Here is an 18,644-nt window from a genome sequence, read left to right on the forward strand (position 1 = left end):
ATTGTATTGCCTATAGATTTTTTTCTAAGCTCATTTTCTTTAAGGAGAGAAAGCATCTCTAATGATAGAACGCTTTTGTCCAATCAAATAAAATAGATTGTTTTTATGATAAACGATGAATACAGCCGTAAATACAATGGGAAAATGGTAAGAAGAATTTACTATAAAAGATACAAGTTTTTAGCTTAAACCGCGTAATACAATGATTTGAGATAAGATACATCTAAAAGGATCGGTGCATAATATCGTCCATGGAGTCAATAAATGAAAGAGTTGCGATTTTATAATACGCTAACACGTAAAAAAGAAAAATTTACACCAATAGATGCGACAAGAGTACGTCTTTATGTTTGTGGACCGACAATTTATGATTATGCGCATATAGGAAATGCACGTCCTGTTATTGTTTTTGATATTTTATTTCGCTTATTGCGTCATGTTTATGGCAATGAGCATGTTCTATATGCACGTAATATTACAGATGTCGATGATAAAATTAATGCACGAGCAGCTAGCGAATATCCAAACGTATCATTGAATGAGGCTATTCGTCACTTAACAGAACGTACATATTCTCAGTTTCAGCAAGATACCATAGCACTTGGTTGTCTGTTGCCAACCAGTCAGCCACGCGCCACTGAGCATTTAGAGGAGATGCGCTCTTTAATTGAAAGGTTGCTTGAAAAGGGGCACGCTTATGAAGCGGAAAATCATATATTATTTTCTGTAAGTAGCATAAAAAATCCTCCCCATTATGGGGCATTTGCAAATCGTTCTTTAGATGAAATGAGGGCGGGGGCGCGTATCGATGTTGCTGCTTATAAAAGGGAAGAGATGGATTTTGTTTTATGGAAGCCTTCTGAGGAAGGAGAACCAGGTTGGAAATCACCGGGCGGAATTCCTGTTTTAGGTCGTCCAGGTTGGCATATTGAATGTTCTGCAATGTCAATGGCAAAGTTATTAGCGCCCTATGGCGGTGGTTTAACCTGTGATGATCCGACCGCCAATGTTTTTGATATCCATGGTGGTGGACTTGATTTAATTTTTCCTCATCATGAAAATGAGATTGCACAAAGTTGTTCAGCTTTTGGGACGGAGCGAATGGCTAATTTTTGGATGCATAACGGCTTTTTACAAGTTGAAGGTAAAAAGATGTCGAAAAGCTTTGGCAATTTCATAACTATTCGTTCTGTTTTAGAGAATAATTTTTTGAAGTTTAATGGTATTTTATCCGATGAAATGAAGCAAAATTGGGCTGGTTTGTCTGCGCGTTTTTCGATGTTGCAAACGCATTATCGTGAACCATTAAATTGGACAGCACAGCGTTTAATACAATCGAGCAGCGAACTGTATCGTTGGTATGAATGGCTTCGCAGCAAAAAGAGTGAGATGAAAAACAATGAAGTAGTTGATGATACTTTGATAGATGCACTTAGTGATGATCTTAATACTCCAAAAGCACTGACTCTTTTGCGAAAATTTTATAAAGAAGGAGATGCTTTGGCTCTTCTGAATGGGATGAATTTATTAGGACTGTTAAGACAAGAATGGATTAAAGAAATAGATTGCCCATTATTTATGAGAAAAACTTTCCTTGATACAAAATTTATTGATCAGCGCATTGCCGAAAGACTAAGACTTATCCATAATAAAGAGTGGGAAGCTGCGGATACAATTCGTGATGAGCTTGCAGCCGAGGGGGTTCTTTTAAAAGACAGTAAGGATCCGCAGAGTGGTGAGCGCATAACTGTGTGGGAAATAAAGCGACACTAATGTCTCTATTCCAGCAGCTCCATAAAAAAGGAGAATATGATGGAATTTTTATATCATTATGGGTATGTCGCACTAAAATTAGTTGTAGGACTTATCGCTTTCCTCTTGATTTTAAGAACCACAGGTCGTGGTAGTCTTAGTCAAATGACGCCAGTTGATTTGGTAAGTAATTTTGTCATGGGAAGTATTATTGGAGGCGTTATTTATAGTTCGGATGTTAGCAGTATTCAATTGTTGATCGTCTTATTTATTTGGCAGACTTTAGTCACATCTCTTAATTTTCTGATGCGCTATTCAGTTTTTTTTCGTCGTCTCATTGCAGGACGACATATTGCATTGGTTTTAGATGGAGTATTTCAAGTGGATAAGATTAAAAAATTAGGTATCAGTGTGAATGATCTGATTACAATGTTGCGCATTAAAGGCTGTAGTTTACATGAAGCTGCTTTCGTTCGTTTAGAAACCAATGGCGATTGTTCCGTTATTAAAAAGGAAGAAGGAAAGAAGTCTATCATTTTAATACAAAATGGTGAAATTCTTGATAAGGGGCTGAAAGAGATTGGTAAAACAAAAAAGTGGCTTCATGCAGAACTGAAAAAAAAACATGTAAAAGTTGAAAATTTATTTGCAGCAGAGTGGTATGAGAATACAGACCCAAATAATAAATTATATAGTGGATTATTTCTTGTTCCTTTTTCAAAAACAGTCTAACTTCAAAAAACGGGTAGGTATAGCTTATTGGAAGCCGTAATGAAGAGATGAATCTATAAATAACCACAGAGGGTATTTTGCCTGTTTGTGCGGATGATAGAGAAGTAAGGACTTTATGAAACGCAATGAAATGACAAAAACTGTATCATCAGATACAGGGAAGACTCTGCACACACTTTACAATTTATGGCCCTATATGTGGCCGGTAGGTCGGCGTGATCTAAAAATGCGTGTGCTATGGGCAATATTTTATCTTGTTTTGGCTAAGCTCGTTCTCATATCTGTACCGTATTTATTTAAATATTCTACGAATGTGCTTGATTCAAGCTTTCAGCTACCTGAATGGTTCCCATCCAGTTGGATTATTCCCATCATGCTTGTTTTGGCATACAATGTCGCGCGTATTATGCAGGCTGGATTAAATCAATTACGCGATTCCCTGTTTGCCACTGTTGGTCAATACGCTGTTCGTCAATTAGCTTATAAAACCTTTGTACATATGCATGAGTTATCCTTGCGATTTCATTTGGAACGCCGAACAGGTGGGCTTTCTCGTGTGATTGAGCGTGGAACAAAAGGAATCGAAGCGATCGTAAGATTTTCAATTCTTAGTACAGTACCAACAGTTTTAGAATTTATATTAACGGCACTGGTATTTTATATAAGTTATGGGTGGCATTATCTTCTCATTGTTGTTGTAACGGTTGGATTATATATTTTGTTTACCATTAAGGCGAGTGATTGGCGTATTCGTATTCGGCAAAAAATGAATACAGCGGATACTGAGGCGAATACTCGCGCTGTTGATTCTCTTTTGAATTTTGAAACGGTCAAATATTTCGGTAATGAAACTCTAGAAGCCGATCGATTTGATGCTTCTATGGTAGGTTATGAAAAAGCCGCAACAAAGATTTGGACATCTTTAAGCTGGCTTAATTTTGGTCAGACTCTTATCTTTGGTATTGGAATGACGATCATGATGCTGATGTCAGCTTATGAAGTTTTTTATAAGACACAAACTTTAGGAGATTTTGTTTTTATTAATGCGCTTTTAATGCAACTTTCCATTCCACTAAATTTTATTGGTTCAATGTATCGTGATATTCGACAAGGTTTAACGGATATTGAAGCAATGTTTGATCTTTTAGATGTTCAGAAAGAGATCGTTGATAAATCGGATGCTAAACCGTTAGAGATAAGCGATGGGACCATTTGTTTTCATCAGGTAAAGTTTTCCTATGATTCGAGACGTCAGATTCTCAGAGATATTGATTTTGAAGTTCCTGGAGGAAAAACAGTCGCTATTGTCGGTCCATCGGGTGCCGGTAAATCTACTATTTCTCGGTTGCTTTTTCGGTTTTATGATGTTGATGCAGGATCTATTACAATTGACGGGCAGGATATTCGTGATGTAACACAAAAAAGTTTGCGTGAAGCGATTGGCATGGTCCCACAAGATACGGTGTTATTTAATGATACAATTGCCTATAATATTTGCTATGGGCGTCCAAGTGCTACAGATGAAGAGATGCGCAAAGCTGCTGAAATGGCACAAATATCAAAATTTATTGAAATTTTACCGGAAGGTTTTCAGTCTGTGGTAGGAGAGCGAGGTCTCAAATTATCAGGTGGTGAAAAACAACGCGTGGCTATTGCACGGACACTTTTAAAAGCTCCTCCACTTCTTATTCTAGATGAAGCAACGGCGGCTCTTGATACGGCGACGGAACAGGAAATTCAACAAGCATTGGATATTGTAAGCCGTGGACGTACAACATTGATTATTGCGCACCGTCTTTCTACTGTTATCAATGCGGATGAAATTTTAGTTCTTAAAAGTGGTCGTATTATTGAAAATGGGACGCATACAGAGCTTTTACGCAAGAAAGGTCTTTATGCTTCAATGTGGAATAAGCAGCTTGAAGCATCGCAAGCGGAAGAAAAATTACGTAAAATGCGTGAAGAAGATGAGACGAGTGTTGTTAATCGTAAAAAATAAATAGAGCAAAATGTAATCTATATCTTTATATGGAGTGATTGATTAAATACATAAAAAGACACAAGAGGAACAAAAAGCTTTGTTGCTTGTTTAAGTTTACGATGAATAGGAAATTATATGAGTATTCTGCAATCTTTCCATAATAGCTTTGTACCGGTTCATAAAGAAGGTTATCCTTTTATTGTAGCGTTTTTTGTTATTTCGCTCATTCTTGGTTGGATATGGAGTCCGTTGTTTTGGTTTGGTCTCGTTCTCACGGTGTGGTGTGTATACTTTTTCCGTGATCCAGATCGTGTGATCCCTTTGAATTCAAATTGGGTTATGTCGCCTGCAGATGGGCGTATTTCATTTGTGGAATCATGTGTTCCACCTGAAGAATTAGGATTAGGGAAAGATGAAATGATTCGTATTTCCATTTTTATGGATGTTTTTTCATGCCATATTAATCGTATTCCTATCAGTGGTACAGTAGAGTCTATCGTTTATCATCCAGGTCGATTTACCAATGCTGACTTTGATAAGGCTAGTCAGTTTAATGAGCGTAATGGGGTGGTAATTGATAGCAAACATGGTAAAATTGGTGTCGTACAAATAGCGGGAATGGTTGCACGCCGGATTGTTTGCTGGTCAAAAGAAAACGATGCCGTTATGACTGGTGAGCGATTTGGATTGATTCGTTTTGGTTCTCGCCTTGATGTTTATATACCAACTGAAATGAAATTGCGTGTTGCAGTTGGACAGACAGCAATTGCTGGAGAAACAGTTTTGGGTTCTTTTGATGATAAGAGTGCCACAACGGGCTTCAGATACGATTAGGACTCACAATGAAAAATTTTTCGCCATTTTCTTCATTCAATCCTGAGGGGCAGCATGATGATGTTGCAAATCGGCGGCGTTCACCTACATCAATGCGGTATGTTATTCCTAATATCATTACTATTTTAGCAATTTGTGCAGGGATGAGCAGCATTCGTTTGGCTTTTGAACATCGTTATGAAGCTGCTATTTTAATGGTGCTTTTGGCTGCAGTTTTAGATGGTGCTGATGGTCGCATTGCCCGTTTAATAGATGGTAGTTCATCTTTTGGGGCACAGATGGATTCTCTTGCTGATGTTATAAATTTTGGTGTTACCCCTGCACTCATTGTTTATTCTTTTATCTTGAATCAAGCGAATCATATTGGGTGGGTTGCTGCCCTTGTTTATTGTGTTGCTTGTTGTTTGCGATTAGCACGTTTTAATGTGATGTTAGATAACCCCAATATACCTAAGTGGCAGAGAAGTTATTTTGTTGGTGTTCCAGCACCAGCAGGAGCATTATTACTTTTATTGCCTACCTATTTAGGCACTCTTGGTTTGGTCCCCAATTGGGGGTGGGCATTATTTTTTAGTCTTTATACTGTAATTATTGCTTTTCTTTTGATTAGTCGTTTACCGGTATGGAATGCAAAAACAATTGATCAAAATTTAAGGCGCGATATCGTTATACCGTGCATGTTGGTCATTGTTATTTATGTCGGTTTTCTTGCGACTTACACATGGGAAACTTTATTGATTACAGCTGTTAGCTATATGATTTTTCTCCCGTGTAGTTTTATCGCTTATAATAAACGTGCTACTTTAGAAGAGAAAAAGGCTGATGCTAAAGCTATCCAAGAATTATAAAGTGCTTCATTCTTCTGTCGAAAATCACAGGAAAAAGAGAGAGTCAAACGATTTACTTCTCATATGATGATCAATCAGGTACATGATAATCTACAAACCGATTTTTATGGACATTAAAGAGTTTTCCAGTTTCCTTTAAATCAGGTGATAACAAATGGACTATCTTTTTTGCAACCTCTTGTGGTGAAGGGAGAGTTTGTGGATCTTCACCGGGCATAGCTTCAGCGCGCATGGCAGTGCGTGTGGCACCAGGGTTGACACAATTAATCTTAATAGGGGTTTGTTTGAGTTCTTCTGCCCAACAGCGGGCAATCACCTCTAAAGCCGCTTTAGAGGCTGCATAAGCTCCCCAGAAAGGGCGCGCAGCATGCGCAACGCTTGAGGATAACAGGATGGCTCGTCCAGCATCAGATTCACGTAATAAAGGCTCAACGGCTTTCATTAAGCGCCATTGGCTGAAAAGATTTATTTGAAAAACATCTTCAAATACCGTGTTTTCTATATGCGCTATTGGTGAGAGTGTTCCAAGAATTCCTGCGTTTGCAACGATAATATCAAGTTTTTTCCAGCGTTTGGCAATTGAGATAGCAAGGGTATCGATGTTTTCCATATGATGCAAGTCAAGGGGAACAAGGGTTGTATGAGCCCCTTTTTCTCGGATTTGATTATCTAATTCAGTAAGTCCACTGACTGTTCGTGCAAGAGCAATAATATGAGCGCCGCGTGCAGCAAGCTCGAGTGCCAAATGATAGCCAATCCCTCTTGATGCGCCAGTAACAAGTGCAACACGCCCATGGAGACTAAAGTCACGTTTTGTCATCATTAATCTCTTGTTTTAAGAACAGATGATTGATGAATTTTGGAGAGATTTTCTTGATCAACCAGATGCGTAGGATAATATCCAGTAAAATAATGGTCAGTAAATTGTGGATTGGCGTTATTCCGTTTTTCCCCTGCTACAGCAAGATATAATCCATCCGTTGAAAGAAATTCTAATGAATCCGCTCCAATAAAATCACACATAGATTTTAAATCTGGATATTGATTTGCTAAAAGGTTTTCAGCTTTAGGTGTATCAATACCATAAAAGTCAGGATAAAAAATCATAGGGCTAGAAATGCGCATATGAACTTCTTTTGCTCCTGCATCGCGAAGCATTCGTACAATTTTAAGGGATGTTGTTCCACGCACAATAGAGTCATCAACCAGAATAACACGTTTTCCTTCAATCACAGGACGGTTTGCCGAATGTTTTAACTTGACGCCAAAAGCGCGAATTTGTTGTGTTGGTTCGATAAAAGTGCGGCCAACATAGTGATTACGAATAATGCCAAGCTCGAAGGGAATTCCAATTTCTTGTGCATAGCCAATTGCAGCAGGCGTTCCTCCATCAGGAACAGGAACCACAACATCACCCTCACAAGGGGCTTCCTGTGCTAAACGGATTCCCATATTTTTGCGTGTTGTATAAACACTACGCCCTCCAACGATTGAGTCTGGGCGGGCAAAATAAACATATTCAAACAAGCAAAGTTTTTCTGGTTGTGTATTTTCTGGTTTTATAATTTTTTTTGTAATTTCCCCATTTTTTTGTATTTCACATATGATGATTTCTCCATTTTTAACATCACGGACATATTTTGCTCCAATAATATCAAGAGCACAAGTTTCAGAACAAAAGATAGGCTTACCATCAAGTTCCCCCATCACGAGAGGTCTAATTCCTGTTGGATCGCGTGCCGCAATAAGTTTTGTACGTGTGAGCGCTAACATAGCATACCCACCTTCTACTTGCCGAATCGCATCAACAAAACGATCAGAGGACGACTCATAACGTGAGCGGGCAATAAGATGGAGAAAAACTTCTGAATCCGACGTTGATTGACAGATAGCACCAGAAGCGATGAGTTCACGGCGTAATGTGAGACCATTGGTAAGATTACCATTATGCGCAATAGCAATACCTCCAACTTTCAATTCAGCAAAAAGGGGTTGAACATTGCGTAATGCCACTTCTCCAGTTGTTGAATAACGGGTATGTCCAATAGCACGATTTCCTGGTAAGCGCGCAAGTGTTGCAGGGTTTGTATAGTGATCTCCAACAAGACCTAAATGCTTTTCTTGATGAAATATTTTATTATGGTAAGAAACAATCCCAGCTGCTTCTTGCCCACGATGCTGAAGTGCGTGGAGTCCAAGAGCTGTTAATGTTGCGGCATCTTCATGCCCAAGAATACCAAAAACTCCACATTCTTCATGAAGGGTATCATCATCTAATGAAAATTCTTGACAGAAAACATCGCTTTTTATCATCATATTCTTTCAGTTGTGATATGTAGGAATCATTAATATCACATTTTACATCATTTAGTTCTCTTTCCTCATGAAAAACTATTCTCTATTTTTTGAAAATTATCTTTTCATGAGAGTGTTACTCATACGTATGTTTATTGCTGTCTTTAAACAAATTTTCCGTCTTTTCGAGAACAGATCCAATATCTTTGGGGAGTATTTCCCAAACTTTTTGTCCCAATGAATCTAAAATAGGCCTTGTTTTTGCATTTTTTAACCAATTCGCTTGAAGCTCGGGTTTAATCAGTGCATTAAGCAGCAACATACCGATGACCATGATAAATAAACCACGAAGTGCTCCAAAAATAAAACCAATAGCACGGTCAAGGATACCAATTCGACTATCAATAATAAAATCAGAGATCTTCATTGTAATAATTGAAGTAATAATGAGAACAATAATAAAAATTGTGACCAATGTTGTGATCAATGCAATCATTTTATTAGAGAGATATTGTTCAAAGAAAGGTAAGACAGGTTTGAATAAAAACAGTGTCGTAACAGCTGCAACTGCCCAAGAAATCAACGATAACACTTCACGTGAAAATCCTCGAAGCATAGCAAGAAAAGCGGACAACAGGATGATTACTACGACAATTCCATCAAGGATTGTTATGATCATTTGTTTGTTCCTTATACATAAAGTTGTGTTCTTTTAAGTCTGTGTGCAAATATATTTTTTGTTATGCCATTTTTTGTTCTTATAGCAAGGATCTTTTGTATTTTATAGAGTTTTTTCTATATTATCATATCTGTGGTGCAGATCATTTTTTACTTACGGTAAGAGTAGCAACGAGTTCGGGAAGGTCGGAGAAAGTTTTTTGTTGAAAGTTGAGCGACTTCATCATTTCGGTTGTTGTTGTGGGGTGAAAGGCTCCTTGAAAGCCGAGTTTTTTTGCTTCATTGATGCGCTGTGCTGAATGTGCAACAGCGCGGGTAGCTCCTGAAAGACTGACTTCACCAAAATATACATAATCCGTTGGCAATGCGATATTGGCAAGAGAAGATACCAAAGCAGCGGCTACAGCTAAATCAGCAGCGGGTTCTGATATGCGATATCCACCTGCTACGTTCAGATAGACATCATGCTGTCCAAAACGAATGCCACAATGGGCTTCTAAAACGGCAAGAATCATAGAAAGGCGATTTCCATCCCATCCGACAACTGCACGTCTTGGTGTCCCAAGGGAAGAAGGAGCAACAAGCGCTTGAATTTCTACGAGTATCGGGCGTGTCCCTTCCATTCCTGCAAAAACAGCAGCGCCTGGTGCTTTTTCATTACGTTCCCCTAAAAATAATTCAGATGGATTTATCACTTCGCGTAATCCTTTATCAGACATTTCAAAGACACCAATCTCATCTGTTGGTCCGAAGCGATTTTTTACAGTTCTAAGAATGCGATAATGATGTCCTCCTTCACCCTCAAAATAGAGAACGCCATCAACCATATGTTCAACGACTCGAGGACCAGCAATTTGTCCATCTTTTGTAACATGCCCAACAAGAACAACGGCGGTTCCTGTTTTCTTGGCAAAGCGGATCATTGCCTGAGCACCGATACGTACTTGTGTGACAGTGCCAGGTGCTGAATCTGCTGTATCTGACCATAGGGTTTGAATCGAATCGATAATCACCATATCAAGGTTTTTATGTTCGCTTAAGGTTGCCAGAATATCTTCAACATTGGTTTCAGCAGCAAGTTTCACTTCTGTATTGTTAGCTTCAAGCCTTTGTGCGCGCAGACAAATTTGCGCAATAGCCTCTTCACCTGAAACATAGATGACATTATATCCTTTACGAGATAAAGCAGCAGCTGTTTGTGTTAGCAATGTTGATTTACCAATACCCGGATCACCTCCAACAAGGAGTGCTGATCCACGGACAAAGCCCCCACCGGTAACACGATCAAGTTCAGCAATACCAGAATGAATACGTGGAGCATCTTCGATATTTCCAGAAAGAGATGTGAGTGTGACAATGCGTCCTTTACGAGCATTCTGCTTAGGACCACTTCCTATGCCGCTATTTATAGTTTCTTCGATAAGGGAATTCCATTCCCCACAAGCGCTACATTTCCCTGCCCAACGAGAATGGATGGTTCCGCAATTTTGACAGATAAATTGAATACGATTACGCGCCATGTCGATTTAACCAATTTGCTCTGGAAGGTAATTGCTATCGGCCAGATCACTAAAGCGTGTGAAATCAGATTGAAAGGCAAGGGGCACGATTCCTGTCGGCCCATGGCGCTGTTTTGCAATAATAACGTTAGCTTTTCCAAAAACTTTATCCATTATTTCTTGCCATTTCATATGTTCAAGGCTACCGAACTTTGGTTCTTCATTTTTGAGGTAATATTCTTCACGATAGACAAATAAAACGATATCGGCATCTTGCTCAATAGAACCAAATCCACCTAAATCTGAAAGTTTTGGGCGTTTATCTGTTCTGTTTTCAACTTGATGTGAAAGTTGTGAAAGAGCAATAATAGGGATATTTAATTCTTTCGCTAAGGCTTTTAATTCTGCAGTGATTTCTTGAATACGATATTCAGATGTGTATTTTAAATCACTTGTCATGAGTTGGATATAATCAATAATTAAGACATCCAAACCATGTTTTTGCTTGAGACGTCGAGCACGGGCAGCCAGTTGTGAAACTGATATTCCTCCAGTTTGATCAATATAAAGGGGTGCCTTTTGGAGATGATTTACCGTACGAATAATTTTTGAAAATTGTTCATCTGAAATATGACCACGTCGAATATCAGAAGAAGAGACTTCCGTTTGTTCAGAAATAATACGTGTTGCAAGCTGCTCTGAGGACATTTCAAGTGAGAAGAATCCCACAATGCCGCCTTCATTTTCTTGGATATTACCATTATAATTATAAACATTGGCAATATTAAAGGCAATATTGGTAGCAAGTGAAGTTTTACCCATACCAGGGCGTCCCGCAAGGATAATTAAGTCGGATGGTTGTAATCCTCCCATTTTTTCATCAAGTGTTTGAATATGAGTCGCTATCCCTGATATTTGCGAAGAGCGTTTTTTTGCAGCACTTGCTATATCAACAACTCTTTTGATAGCGTCATCAAGACTGTCAAATCTACTATCGCAGTCTTCTTTTTTTTCTAGCATAATTATACACTTTCCTTTTGTTAGATATCAGTTTTTATGCAATTTTATATCAAGAATATTTTGCATGTTGTAGAATTTTCTCTGTGCTGTATTATTTAAAACACTGCTTGTTTTTTATATTGCGGTAATTAGGGTAATTTTTCAGATAGATTAGAAAATATTTTTGTTAAAAGGTTAGAGGTTGTCCTATAAAGAGGAAAGTTTCTGATATTCTACATAATAGTCAGCCTTGCACAACAGCAGCAATTATTTTTGAATTTAAAAACAAGAAAATGAGTGTCTTGTGAGAAGGAGTTTTTTAAAAGAAGGAACAATATAGAAAGATTTAGATTAGCTATGGATTTTAATATATGTACCCCACTTACAACATTAAGAGATGTGTTATCATTTCATGCAAGAAGAATGTTATTAAATAGCAAATAACGGTGGCTAGAATCATTGAAAAATGATTCTTTGTAAGAAATTATCATTCTTGATAAGAACTACATTTTTTAATGAGAAGGATGGTTTCACAATTTTGACAGATAAATTGAATACGATTACGCGCCATGTCGATTTAACCAATTTGCTCTGGAAGGTAATTGCTATCGGCCAGATCACTAAAGCGTGTGAAATCAGATTGAAAGGCAAGGGGCACGATTCCTGTCGGCCCATGGCGCTGTTTTGCAATAATAACGTCAGCTTTTCCAAAAGCTTTATCCATTATTTCTTGCCATTTCGTATGTTCCAAGCTACCTAGTTTTGGTTCTTCATTTTTGAGATAATATTCTTCGCGATAGACAAACAGAACGATATCGGCATCTTGCTCAATTGAACCAGATTCACGTAAATCTGAGAGCTGTGGACGTTTATCTGTTCTATTTTCTACTTGACGTGAAAGTTGAGAGAGAGCGATAATAGGAATATTAAGTTCTTTCGCTAATGCTTTTAATCCTGTGGTAATTTCTGTAATCTCTTGAACACGATTTTCTGATGAACGCTTTGAACTGCTTGTCATGAGTTGGATATAGTCAATAAACAAGATATCTAAACCATGTTGCCGCTTGAGACGCCGCGCACGAGCAGCTAATTGCGTAATTGATATTCCCCCAGTTTGATCAATATAAAGTGGTGCCTTTTGTAGTTGGTTCACCGCACGAATAATTTTTGAAAATTGTTCATCTGAAATATTGCCACGCCGAATATCAGAAGAAGAGACTTCTGTTTGTTCAGAAATAATACGGGTTGCAAGCTGTTCGGATGACATCTCAAGTGAGAAGAATCCCACAATGCCGCCTTCATTTTCTTGGATATTGGCATTACGATTATAAGCATTAGCAATATTAAAGGCAATATTGGTAGCCAGTGAGGTTTTACCCATACCAGGGCGGCCCGCAAGGATAATTAAGTCAGATGCTTGTAATCCTCCCATTTTTTCATCAAGTGTTTTAATATGGGTGGCTATCCCTGATAATTGTGAAGAGCGCTTTTTCGCAGCACTTGCCATATCGATAGCTTTTTTAATAGCCTCATTAAAATTTTCAAATCCACCTCCATATTTCCCTTTTTCTGCTAGCTCAAATAACTGATTTTCAACAGTTTCAATTTGTTGGGTAGGCGTGAGTTCTACAGGAGCATCAAAGGCTGTATTGACAACTTGAGTTCCAAGGTTAATCAAAGACCGTCGGATAAAAAGATCGTAAATGACGCGTCCATAATCTTCAGCGTTAATAATAGTGACTGCCTCTGTGGCTAAGCGAACAACATATTGGTATACAGTAATATCTCCAATTTTTTCTTCCATTTGGATATAGGGCTTGATTGTAACTGGATCTACACGTTTTCCTGTTTTAATAAGGTGAGATAAAACATGATAAATTTTTTGATGCAATGGTTCAAAAAAATGTTCTGGTTTTAGAAAATCTGAAACGCGGTCAAGAGAATCATTGTTGATAAAGATGGCACCAAGCAATGCCTGTTCAGCTTCAATATTATGCGGAAGTTGCCGAAAAGAAGGAGAATCCTCTTTCTTTGAAGAGCTGACATTAACAACGTTAGTTTCTTCCATAATATTTTTCCACTAAAATTCTAAGTCTAGCTACTTTAGGCGATAAATTGAAAATCGTATAATTAAAAGAATAGAGCTACAAACCTTCATTTTAAGTTAAAATTATATAATTTTTTAAAACTCTCTTTTCGTTCCTCATTTATCATTTGTGTATTATTTATATAACGTCTATCTATTTTATTTTATAATATGTGATTTTAAAGTGGAAGTTTTGCTACTCTAAATTTAAGTATTTTTTAAGTTACTTAACCTTAAAATTCCAATATCTGTGTAAGTAGAATTATTTTTTATAACTGAAATTATTTCAGATCATGTGAGGATATAATCAAATTAACGCTCATACAAACTTTAGTCTTAAGGGTAGAACTTTAAATTATTTTTACTTTATATGCTGGAAAACAAAAGACATTTCCTCTTAGTGATACTACCATTCTCGGCATGTAATGCCTTTAAATAGTATATTTCTAATTCTTTCATAAAAATTAGGTTCTTTATGTACGATAGCCATAAAATACTCACTTTTAAAGTGCGAGTATTTTATGATCGATATTTAAAATGGAATAAAAAATATAAAACAGAAAGAAAAAATAGAAATTAAGCTTCTTGATGAGAACTGTTTATATCGTTGTCATTAATTTCTTCTGCCAATAATTCTTCCTGACTTTCTTCTAATAATTCTTCTTGAATATTATATATTTCTTTAGCCGAAGTGAGGGTTTCACCTTCTGCTTGGCGTTGTGCTTCACTGGTAGAACGCGCAACATTAATAATCACAGAAATTTGAACCTCTGGATGTAAGCTAAGAGTGATAGTGTGAAGACCGATCATTTTTATTGGATGATTAAGTTCGATTTGATTTCTTCCAATAGAAAAGCCTTCATCTGTTATGATTTCAGCAATATCACGTGTTGACACAGAACCATAAAGTTGTCCTGTTTCACCAGCAGAACGAACAACAATGAATGATTGTCCATCAAGTTTTTCAGCAATTTTTTGCGCTTCGCTTTTGCGTTCAAGATTACGTGCTTCAAGTTGTGCACGTTGTATCTCAAAATGTTTTTTATTAGCTTCATTTGCGCGTAAAGCTTTACCTTGAGGCAAGAGAAAATTACGCGCATAACCATCTTTAACTGAGACAATATCACCCATCTGACCAAGACGAGGAATGCGCTCAAGTAAAATAATATCCATAGTTTTTCCTTTCGAACAAATAAATTTAGTGGAGTTTTTTGCGTGATTGAAAATTGTATTGAATAGCAGCCCAAATTCCCATCAAAAGCATCATGAAAACAATAGGTGGAGTAAAAACGACTGTTAAAATAGCAATATAAACAAGAGAAAGTATAATAATCCGACCGTTTACCCCTTTTGTAATATTGTGAAGATATGCTAGACCGCTAATTAATATGATGACAATGTATGCAGTACTAAAGACACGGGTACTCAAGTTAAGAGAAGCGCTCAGCTCAACCATCGATGCTATGCAAACAATAATGAAAATAACAATTCCAGAAATGGGAAGGCGGAGAGTTTGGCTCCAATCATCACGGGGTCTTTTCAGCCATTTCATATGTTGTGCTGCTATCATGGAAAAGTAAAGGTTACCAATGAGAAAAACCAAACTATAAATAGTCAAAGAAAAAGCAGTAAAAGTTGCTGTATGCGTCATTAAAAGCTCATTAAAAGCGCGTATATCGGCTTCTTTTATTGACTGTGTTTGTTGCAGAGTTTGTGCTATGTTTTCGGTGATTTTTTTTGCAACGATGGGTGTGGAAGGACGTGTTTGAACATAGAGCCCAATGAAAGTTGCTATAAGAGCGATAAAATTAGTTAAATGAAAAATAACCGATGATAATGGATACCATATCAGTTCGTTTTCTTTTTGCGCTGGTCGTGCAAGCCCAAGAAGCCAAGAAGCATAGACAGCAGGAAGGAAAAATAAGAACATAAAGCCAAGAGCAATATAGGTATTAGTGGTTATGATAAGAACAACAGTGGCACTTATGAGGGCGATGAGACTGGCTAATGTTCCTTGACCGAACGCAACAATAAAAATTGGCAATGAAAGAAAGCAGCCAAGAAGAAGAGAAAAAAAGGGCCCAATATTTGCAACACTGATGATTGCCAGTCCTATCACAACAGCAAATAATCCTGCCAAAATACCGGTTAATATCTCATAAGTACGATTTTTTTTCATTTATTGCTGTCCTGCTTTCTGCAGTTAGAGGTGTGTCAATACCCCAACTTTGACATTTAATAGCTTAACATAGGATACAACAAGCTATTTTTTAACCATATAAGAAATGCAACTGGAGAAACTCTCCAGTTGCATAGCGTATTGATTGCTTACTTTATAACGTACGGAAGTAAGCCTAAAAAGCGAGCACGTTTGATAGCATTAGCTAATTCACGCTGTTTTTTCTGACTAACAGCAGTAATCCGTGAAGGAACAATTTTCCCACGTTCGGAAATATAACGTTGTAACAACTTGATGTCTTTATAATCAATTTTGGGAGCATTGGTCCCTGAAAAAGGACACGTTTTACGACGACGATGAAAGGGGCGACGTGCAGAGTTTTGATTAGTATCAGTCATTATTCTACCCCTTCTATAGTATTTTCACGTTGACGACGTGGAAAACGAGGACGCTCTTCATCATGTCCAATGTGACTATTGCGATCAAGGTGTGAGAGCATAGCAGATTTTTCTTTTTCGTGTTTTTCTACGCGAATGGTCATATAACGCAAAATATCCTCATTGATGCGCATCTGACGCTCCACTTCAGCAATTGCTGAAGCTGGTGCATCAATATTGACTAAGACATAATAAGCTTTACGGTTTTTACGAATACGGTAAGCAAGAGGACGAAGTCCCCAATTTTCTATACGCCCAACTTTTCCACCATGCACTTCAATGACACCTTTGTAGAGACTCAAAAGTTCATCAACTTGCTGCGGTGCAATGTCTTGTCGGGCAAGGAACATATGTTCATAAAGAGCCATTGTTTTGCCTTTCTTCAATTAAATTTCACCGGTTTTAGCGCAAAGCCTCTGCGACTTGTCTTTTTTGGAAATCCAAAGAAGAAAGGACGCGTTTACAATTCGAGACATCTCAGAGCGGAGATACGGGAGGCCGGAAACATTGTATTTCCTACTGATATTTTACAGCCCTCCGTTCAACCTCCAGCTAAAGTGCCGGCAAAGAATATTTCATATCTACAGGTTATCTTTTAAAATAGCAAGTTTATGCACATAAAAAAATTGATTTGTTAAATCTTGATATATTTCCTTCTTCTACAAAAAGATAATACTGTAATATAAAGGCAAAGGAGGGAAAAATGGACTTTTTAAACCAGATTGATGTTACACTCTTTGAAATGTTTGTCGGCAATCATCAAGCTTGGTCGATTGTAGTTTTGTTTAGTATTTTTTGTGCAAAGTTTTTAATTTATATTATTCCTCTCCATCTTTGTGCGTTGTGGTTTTGTGGTGGGGAGAGGGAACGGTGTGTTGTGCTAAGCATTTGCATGAGTATTTGTGCATCTCTTTTCATAGGTTATCTCATTTCTCTTTTTTATTTTCATCCTCGCCCATTCGTGGTAGGGCTGACGACACCGTTTATTCAACATCGTGCAACAGCTTCTTTTCCTAGTAATCATGCCTTGACCATTGCATCTTATGCAGCTAACTTTTATTTTTACCGATACAAAGTTACTTTTAAATTTGCCGTAGTGTTTTTATGCTTAATCTGTTGGGCGCGCATCTTTGTGGGCGTACATTATCCCTTTGATATTTTAGCAGGTGCACTTTTAGGAAGTCTCATAAGTTTGGGTGTTATTCAGTTTATAGCACCCTATTTCCCTAAGTTTTTATATCAAATTCCGCCCTTAAAATATAATTTTAAGTGTGGTATTCGTTTTAAATAAAGGGCTTTATCTTGATTTGTGCGGATGAATAAGGTCAAAAGAAAATAATTTAATTGTACAGTTTTAGGAGTTGATAAATGGGTGCAGCTTTTATTTTTCCAGGGCAGGGGAGTCAACTTGTTGGTATGGGAAAGGCGCTTACAGAGCAATTTATTGCCGCACGGATGGTTTTCGAGGAAGTTGATGATGCTTTGGGTGAGAAATTATCAAAGATTATTTTTGAAGGACCAGCAGATGTTTTAACGTTAACAGCAAATGCACAACCGGCATTAATGGCTGTATCTATGGCTGTCATTCGTGTGATGAAACAATTAGGGCTTCGTATAGAAGACAAGGTAAGATTTGTTGCTGGTCATTCTTTAGGCGAATATTCGGCTCTTTGTGCTGCTGATACATTTACTCTCACAGATACGGCAAGGCTTTTGCGTACTCGTGGCAATGCTATGCAGGCTGCTGTCGCGGTTGGAGAAGGTTCTATGGCTGCATTAATTGGTTTAGAAGAGCACATTGTGGAAGAAATTTGCGAAACTGTTTCTGGAGAAGGACTATGTCAGATTGCTAATGATAATGGTGGTGGGCAAATTGTTATTTCAGGTAAAGCAAAAGCAGTTGAGACAGCGGTAGAGATTGCATCAACAAAAGGTGCAAAACGTGCACTTCTTCTTCCAGTTTCTGCACCTTTTCATTCGTCTTTAATGCAGCCTGCTGCTGATGCCATGAAGAAAGCGCTTTTGACTGTTAATAAAATGGAACCTATTGTTCCTTTAATTGCCAATGTTTCTGTTACACCAGAAAAGGATCCAGAACGTATTGCTACTCTTCTTGTCCAACAAGTGACGGGGAGGGTGAGGTGGCGTGAAACAATAGAATGGATCGGGGCTAATGGGGTTGATACGCTTTTTGAAGTTGGTTCTGGAAAAGTATTAACAGGTTTAACGCGTCGTATTAACAAGGATATAAAAGGGGTAACTATTGGAACAGTTGATGAAATAGAATCAGCGCTAGGTATGCTTGGCATTTAATCTATAAGGAG

Annotated in this window: 16 protein-coding genes and 1 pseudogene; 7 read left to right on the forward strand and 10 right to left on the reverse strand. The window is 37.8% G+C overall.

Annotated elements, in window-relative coordinates; translation table 11 throughout:
• Nucleotides 1-264 precede the first annotated feature (264 nt).
• The 5 genes from cysS (at nt 265) to pssA (ending at nt 6,147) form a co-directional block, all read left to right on the forward strand.
• Entirely contained in the window at nt 265-1,773 is a 1,509-nt protein-coding gene (gene cysS, locus ACFINS_RS03395) for a cysteine--tRNA ligase (RefSeq protein WP_375705897.1), read from the forward strand.
• A 39-nt stretch (nt 1,774-1,812) separates the two neighbouring features.
• Nucleotides 1,813-2,484, forward strand: a complete 672-nt coding sequence (locus tag ACFINS_RS03400; RefSeq protein ID WP_375649681.1) for a DUF421 domain-containing protein — start codon at nt 1,813-1,815, stop codon at nt 2,482-2,484.
• A 115-nt stretch (nt 2,485-2,599) separates the two neighbouring features.
• Nucleotides 2,600-4,483 carry an ABCB family ABC transporter ATP-binding protein/permease gene (locus ACFINS_RS03405; RefSeq protein ID WP_375611223.1) on the forward strand — a complete coding sequence of 628 codons (1,884 nt, stop codon included), beginning with the start codon at nt 2,600-2,602 and terminating at the stop codon, nt 4,481-4,483.
• A 117-nt stretch (nt 4,484-4,600) separates the two neighbouring features.
• Nucleotides 4,601-5,299: a phosphatidylserine decarboxylase gene (locus ACFINS_RS03410; RefSeq protein ID WP_375611224.1), complete on the forward strand. Its 699-nt coding sequence runs from the start codon at nt 4,601-4,603 to the stop codon at nt 5,297-5,299.
• An 8-nt stretch (nt 5,300-5,307) separates the two neighbouring features.
• Entirely contained in the window at nt 5,308-6,147 is an 840-nt protein-coding gene (gene pssA / locus ACFINS_RS03415; RefSeq protein ID WP_375611225.1) for a CDP-diacylglycerol--serine O-phosphatidyltransferase, read from the forward strand.
• A 70-nt stretch (nt 6,148-6,217) separates the two neighbouring features.
• Here the strand turns inward: pssA and ACFINS_RS03420 are convergent, their stop codons facing one another.
• The 10 genes and pseudogenes from ACFINS_RS03420 to rpsF all read right to left on the reverse strand — a co-directional run bounded on the left by ACFINS_RS03420 (nt 6,218) and on the right by rpsF (nt 16,688).
• Complete coding sequence (locus ACFINS_RS03420) at nt 6,218-6,967, reverse strand: SDR family NAD(P)-dependent oxidoreductase (protein ID WP_375611299.1); 750 nt, start codon at nt 6,965-6,967, stop codon at nt 6,218-6,220.
• A gap of 2 nt (nt 6,968-6,969) precedes the next feature.
• Nucleotides 6,970-8,463, reverse strand: a complete 1,494-nt coding sequence (gene purF, locus ACFINS_RS03425; protein ID WP_375611226.1) for an amidophosphoribosyltransferase — start codon at nt 8,461-8,463, stop codon at nt 6,970-6,972.
• A 115-nt stretch (nt 8,464-8,578) separates the two neighbouring features.
• Nucleotides 8,579-9,121, reverse strand: coding sequence for a CvpA family protein (locus tag ACFINS_RS03430; RefSeq protein WP_375611227.1), 543 nt, complete (start codon nt 9,119-9,121; stop codon nt 8,579-8,581).
• A gap of 142 nt (nt 9,122-9,263) precedes the next feature.
• On the reverse strand, nt 9,264-10,640 hold the full coding sequence (gene radA, locus ACFINS_RS03435) for a DNA repair protein RadA (protein ID WP_375611228.1): 1,377 nt from the start codon (nt 10,638-10,640) through the stop codon (nt 9,264-9,266).
• A gap of 6 nt (nt 10,641-10,646) precedes the next feature.
• Nucleotides 10,647-11,582, reverse strand: a pseudogene (locus ACFINS_RS03440) (DnaB-like helicase C-terminal domain-containing protein); the annotation flags it as partial.
• A gap of 613 nt (nt 11,583-12,195) precedes the next feature.
• Nucleotides 12,196-13,686, reverse strand: a complete 1,491-nt coding sequence (locus ACFINS_RS03445; RefSeq protein WP_273791081.1) for a replicative DNA helicase — start codon at nt 13,684-13,686, stop codon at nt 12,196-12,198.
• Between the two features lie 594 nt (nt 13,687-14,280).
• Entirely contained in the window at nt 14,281-14,877 is a 597-nt protein-coding gene (gene rplI / locus ACFINS_RS03450) for a 50S ribosomal protein L9 (protein WP_375611229.1), read from the reverse strand.
• A 25-nt stretch (nt 14,878-14,902) separates the two neighbouring features.
• Nucleotides 14,903-15,883 (reverse strand): hypothetical protein, encoded by a 981-nt coding sequence (locus ACFINS_RS03455; RefSeq protein WP_375705898.1) that lies wholly within the window; start codon nt 15,881-15,883, stop codon nt 14,903-14,905.
• Between the two features lie 149 nt (nt 15,884-16,032).
• Nucleotides 16,033-16,281, reverse strand: coding sequence for a 30S ribosomal protein S18 (rpsR, locus tag ACFINS_RS03460; protein WP_012754957.1), 249 nt, complete (start codon nt 16,279-16,281; stop codon nt 16,033-16,035).
• Complete coding sequence (rpsF, locus tag ACFINS_RS03465; RefSeq protein WP_375611231.1) at nt 16,281-16,688, reverse strand: 30S ribosomal protein S6; 408 nt, start codon at nt 16,686-16,688, stop codon at nt 16,281-16,283. Before rpsF ends, rpsR begins: the two co-directional genes overlap by 1 nt.
• A gap of 335 nt (nt 16,689-17,023) precedes the next feature.
• Between rpsF and ACFINS_RS03470 the strand changes: the two genes are divergently transcribed.
• The gene (locus tag ACFINS_RS03470; RefSeq protein WP_375611232.1) at nt 17,024-17,611 is read left to right on the forward strand and encodes an undecaprenyl-diphosphatase; all 588 of its coding nucleotides are present in this window, start codon (nt 17,024-17,026) and stop codon (nt 17,609-17,611) included.
• Nucleotides 17,612-17,688: 77 nt separating this feature from the next.
• A complete protein-coding gene (fabD, locus tag ACFINS_RS03475) occupies nt 17,689-18,633 on the forward strand; it encodes an ACP S-malonyltransferase (RefSeq protein WP_375705899.1) in 945 nt (314 codons plus the stop codon).
• Nucleotides 18,634-18,644 lie beyond the last annotated feature (11 nt).

This window comes from Bartonella sp. AA2SXKL (genome assembly GCF_042197205.1).
Taxonomy (GTDB): Bacteria; Pseudomonadota; Alphaproteobacteria; order Rhizobiales; family Rhizobiaceae; genus Bartonella.

Bases quoted from the DNA above. Each gene is read 5' to 3' on its own strand.
- ACFINS_RS03420 (WP_375611299.1), bottom strand. From the start codon at position 6,967: ATGACAAAACGTGACTTTAGTCTCCATGGGCGTGTTGCACTTGTTACT.
- cysS (WP_375705897.1), top strand. From the start codon at position 265: ATGAAAGAGTTGCGATTTTATAATACGCTAACACGTAAAAAAGAAAAA.
- fabD (WP_375705899.1), top strand. From the start codon at position 17,689: ATGGGTGCAGCTTTTATTTTTCCAGGGCAGGGGAGTCAACTTGTTGGT.
- rpsF (WP_375611231.1), bottom strand. From the start codon at position 16,688: ATGGCTCTTTATGAACATATGTTCCTTGCCCGACAAGACATTGCACCG.
- purF (WP_375611226.1), bottom strand. From the start codon at position 8,463: ATGATGATAAAAAGCGATGTTTTCTGTCAAGAATTTTCATTAGATGAT.
- ACFINS_RS03445 (WP_273791081.1), bottom strand. From the start codon at position 13,686: ATGGAAGAAACTAACGTTGTTAATGTCAGCTCTTCAAAGAAAGAGGAT.
- radA (WP_375611228.1), bottom strand. From the start codon at position 10,640: ATGGCGCGTAATCGTATTCAATTTATCTGTCAAAATTGCGGAACCATC.
- ACFINS_RS03470 (WP_375611232.1), top strand. From the start codon at position 17,024: ATGGACTTTTTAAACCAGATTGATGTTACACTCTTTGAAATGTTTGTC.
- ACFINS_RS03410 (WP_375611224.1), top strand. From the start codon at position 4,601: ATGAGTATTCTGCAATCTTTCCATAATAGCTTTGTACCGGTTCATAAA.
- ACFINS_RS03405 (WP_375611223.1), top strand. From the start codon at position 2,600: ATGAAACGCAATGAAATGACAAAAACTGTATCATCAGATACAGGGAAG.
- ACFINS_RS03430 (WP_375611227.1), bottom strand. From the start codon at position 9,121: ATGATCATAACAATCCTTGATGGAATTGTCGTAGTAATCATCCTGTTG.
- ACFINS_RS03455 (WP_375705898.1), bottom strand. From the start codon at position 15,883: ATGAAAAAAAATCGTACTTATGAGATATTAACCGGTATTTTGGCAGGA.
- rplI (WP_375611229.1), bottom strand. From the start codon at position 14,877: ATGGATATTATTTTACTTGAGCGCATTCCTCGTCTTGGTCAGATGGGT.
- ACFINS_RS03400 (WP_375649681.1), top strand. From the start codon at position 1,813: ATGGAATTTTTATATCATTATGGGTATGTCGCACTAAAATTAGTTGTA.
- rpsR (WP_012754957.1), bottom strand. From the start codon at position 16,281: ATGACTGATACTAATCAAAACTCTGCACGTCGCCCCTTTCATCGTCGT.
- pssA (WP_375611225.1), top strand. From the start codon at position 5,308: ATGAAAAATTTTTCGCCATTTTCTTCATTCAATCCTGAGGGGCAGCAT.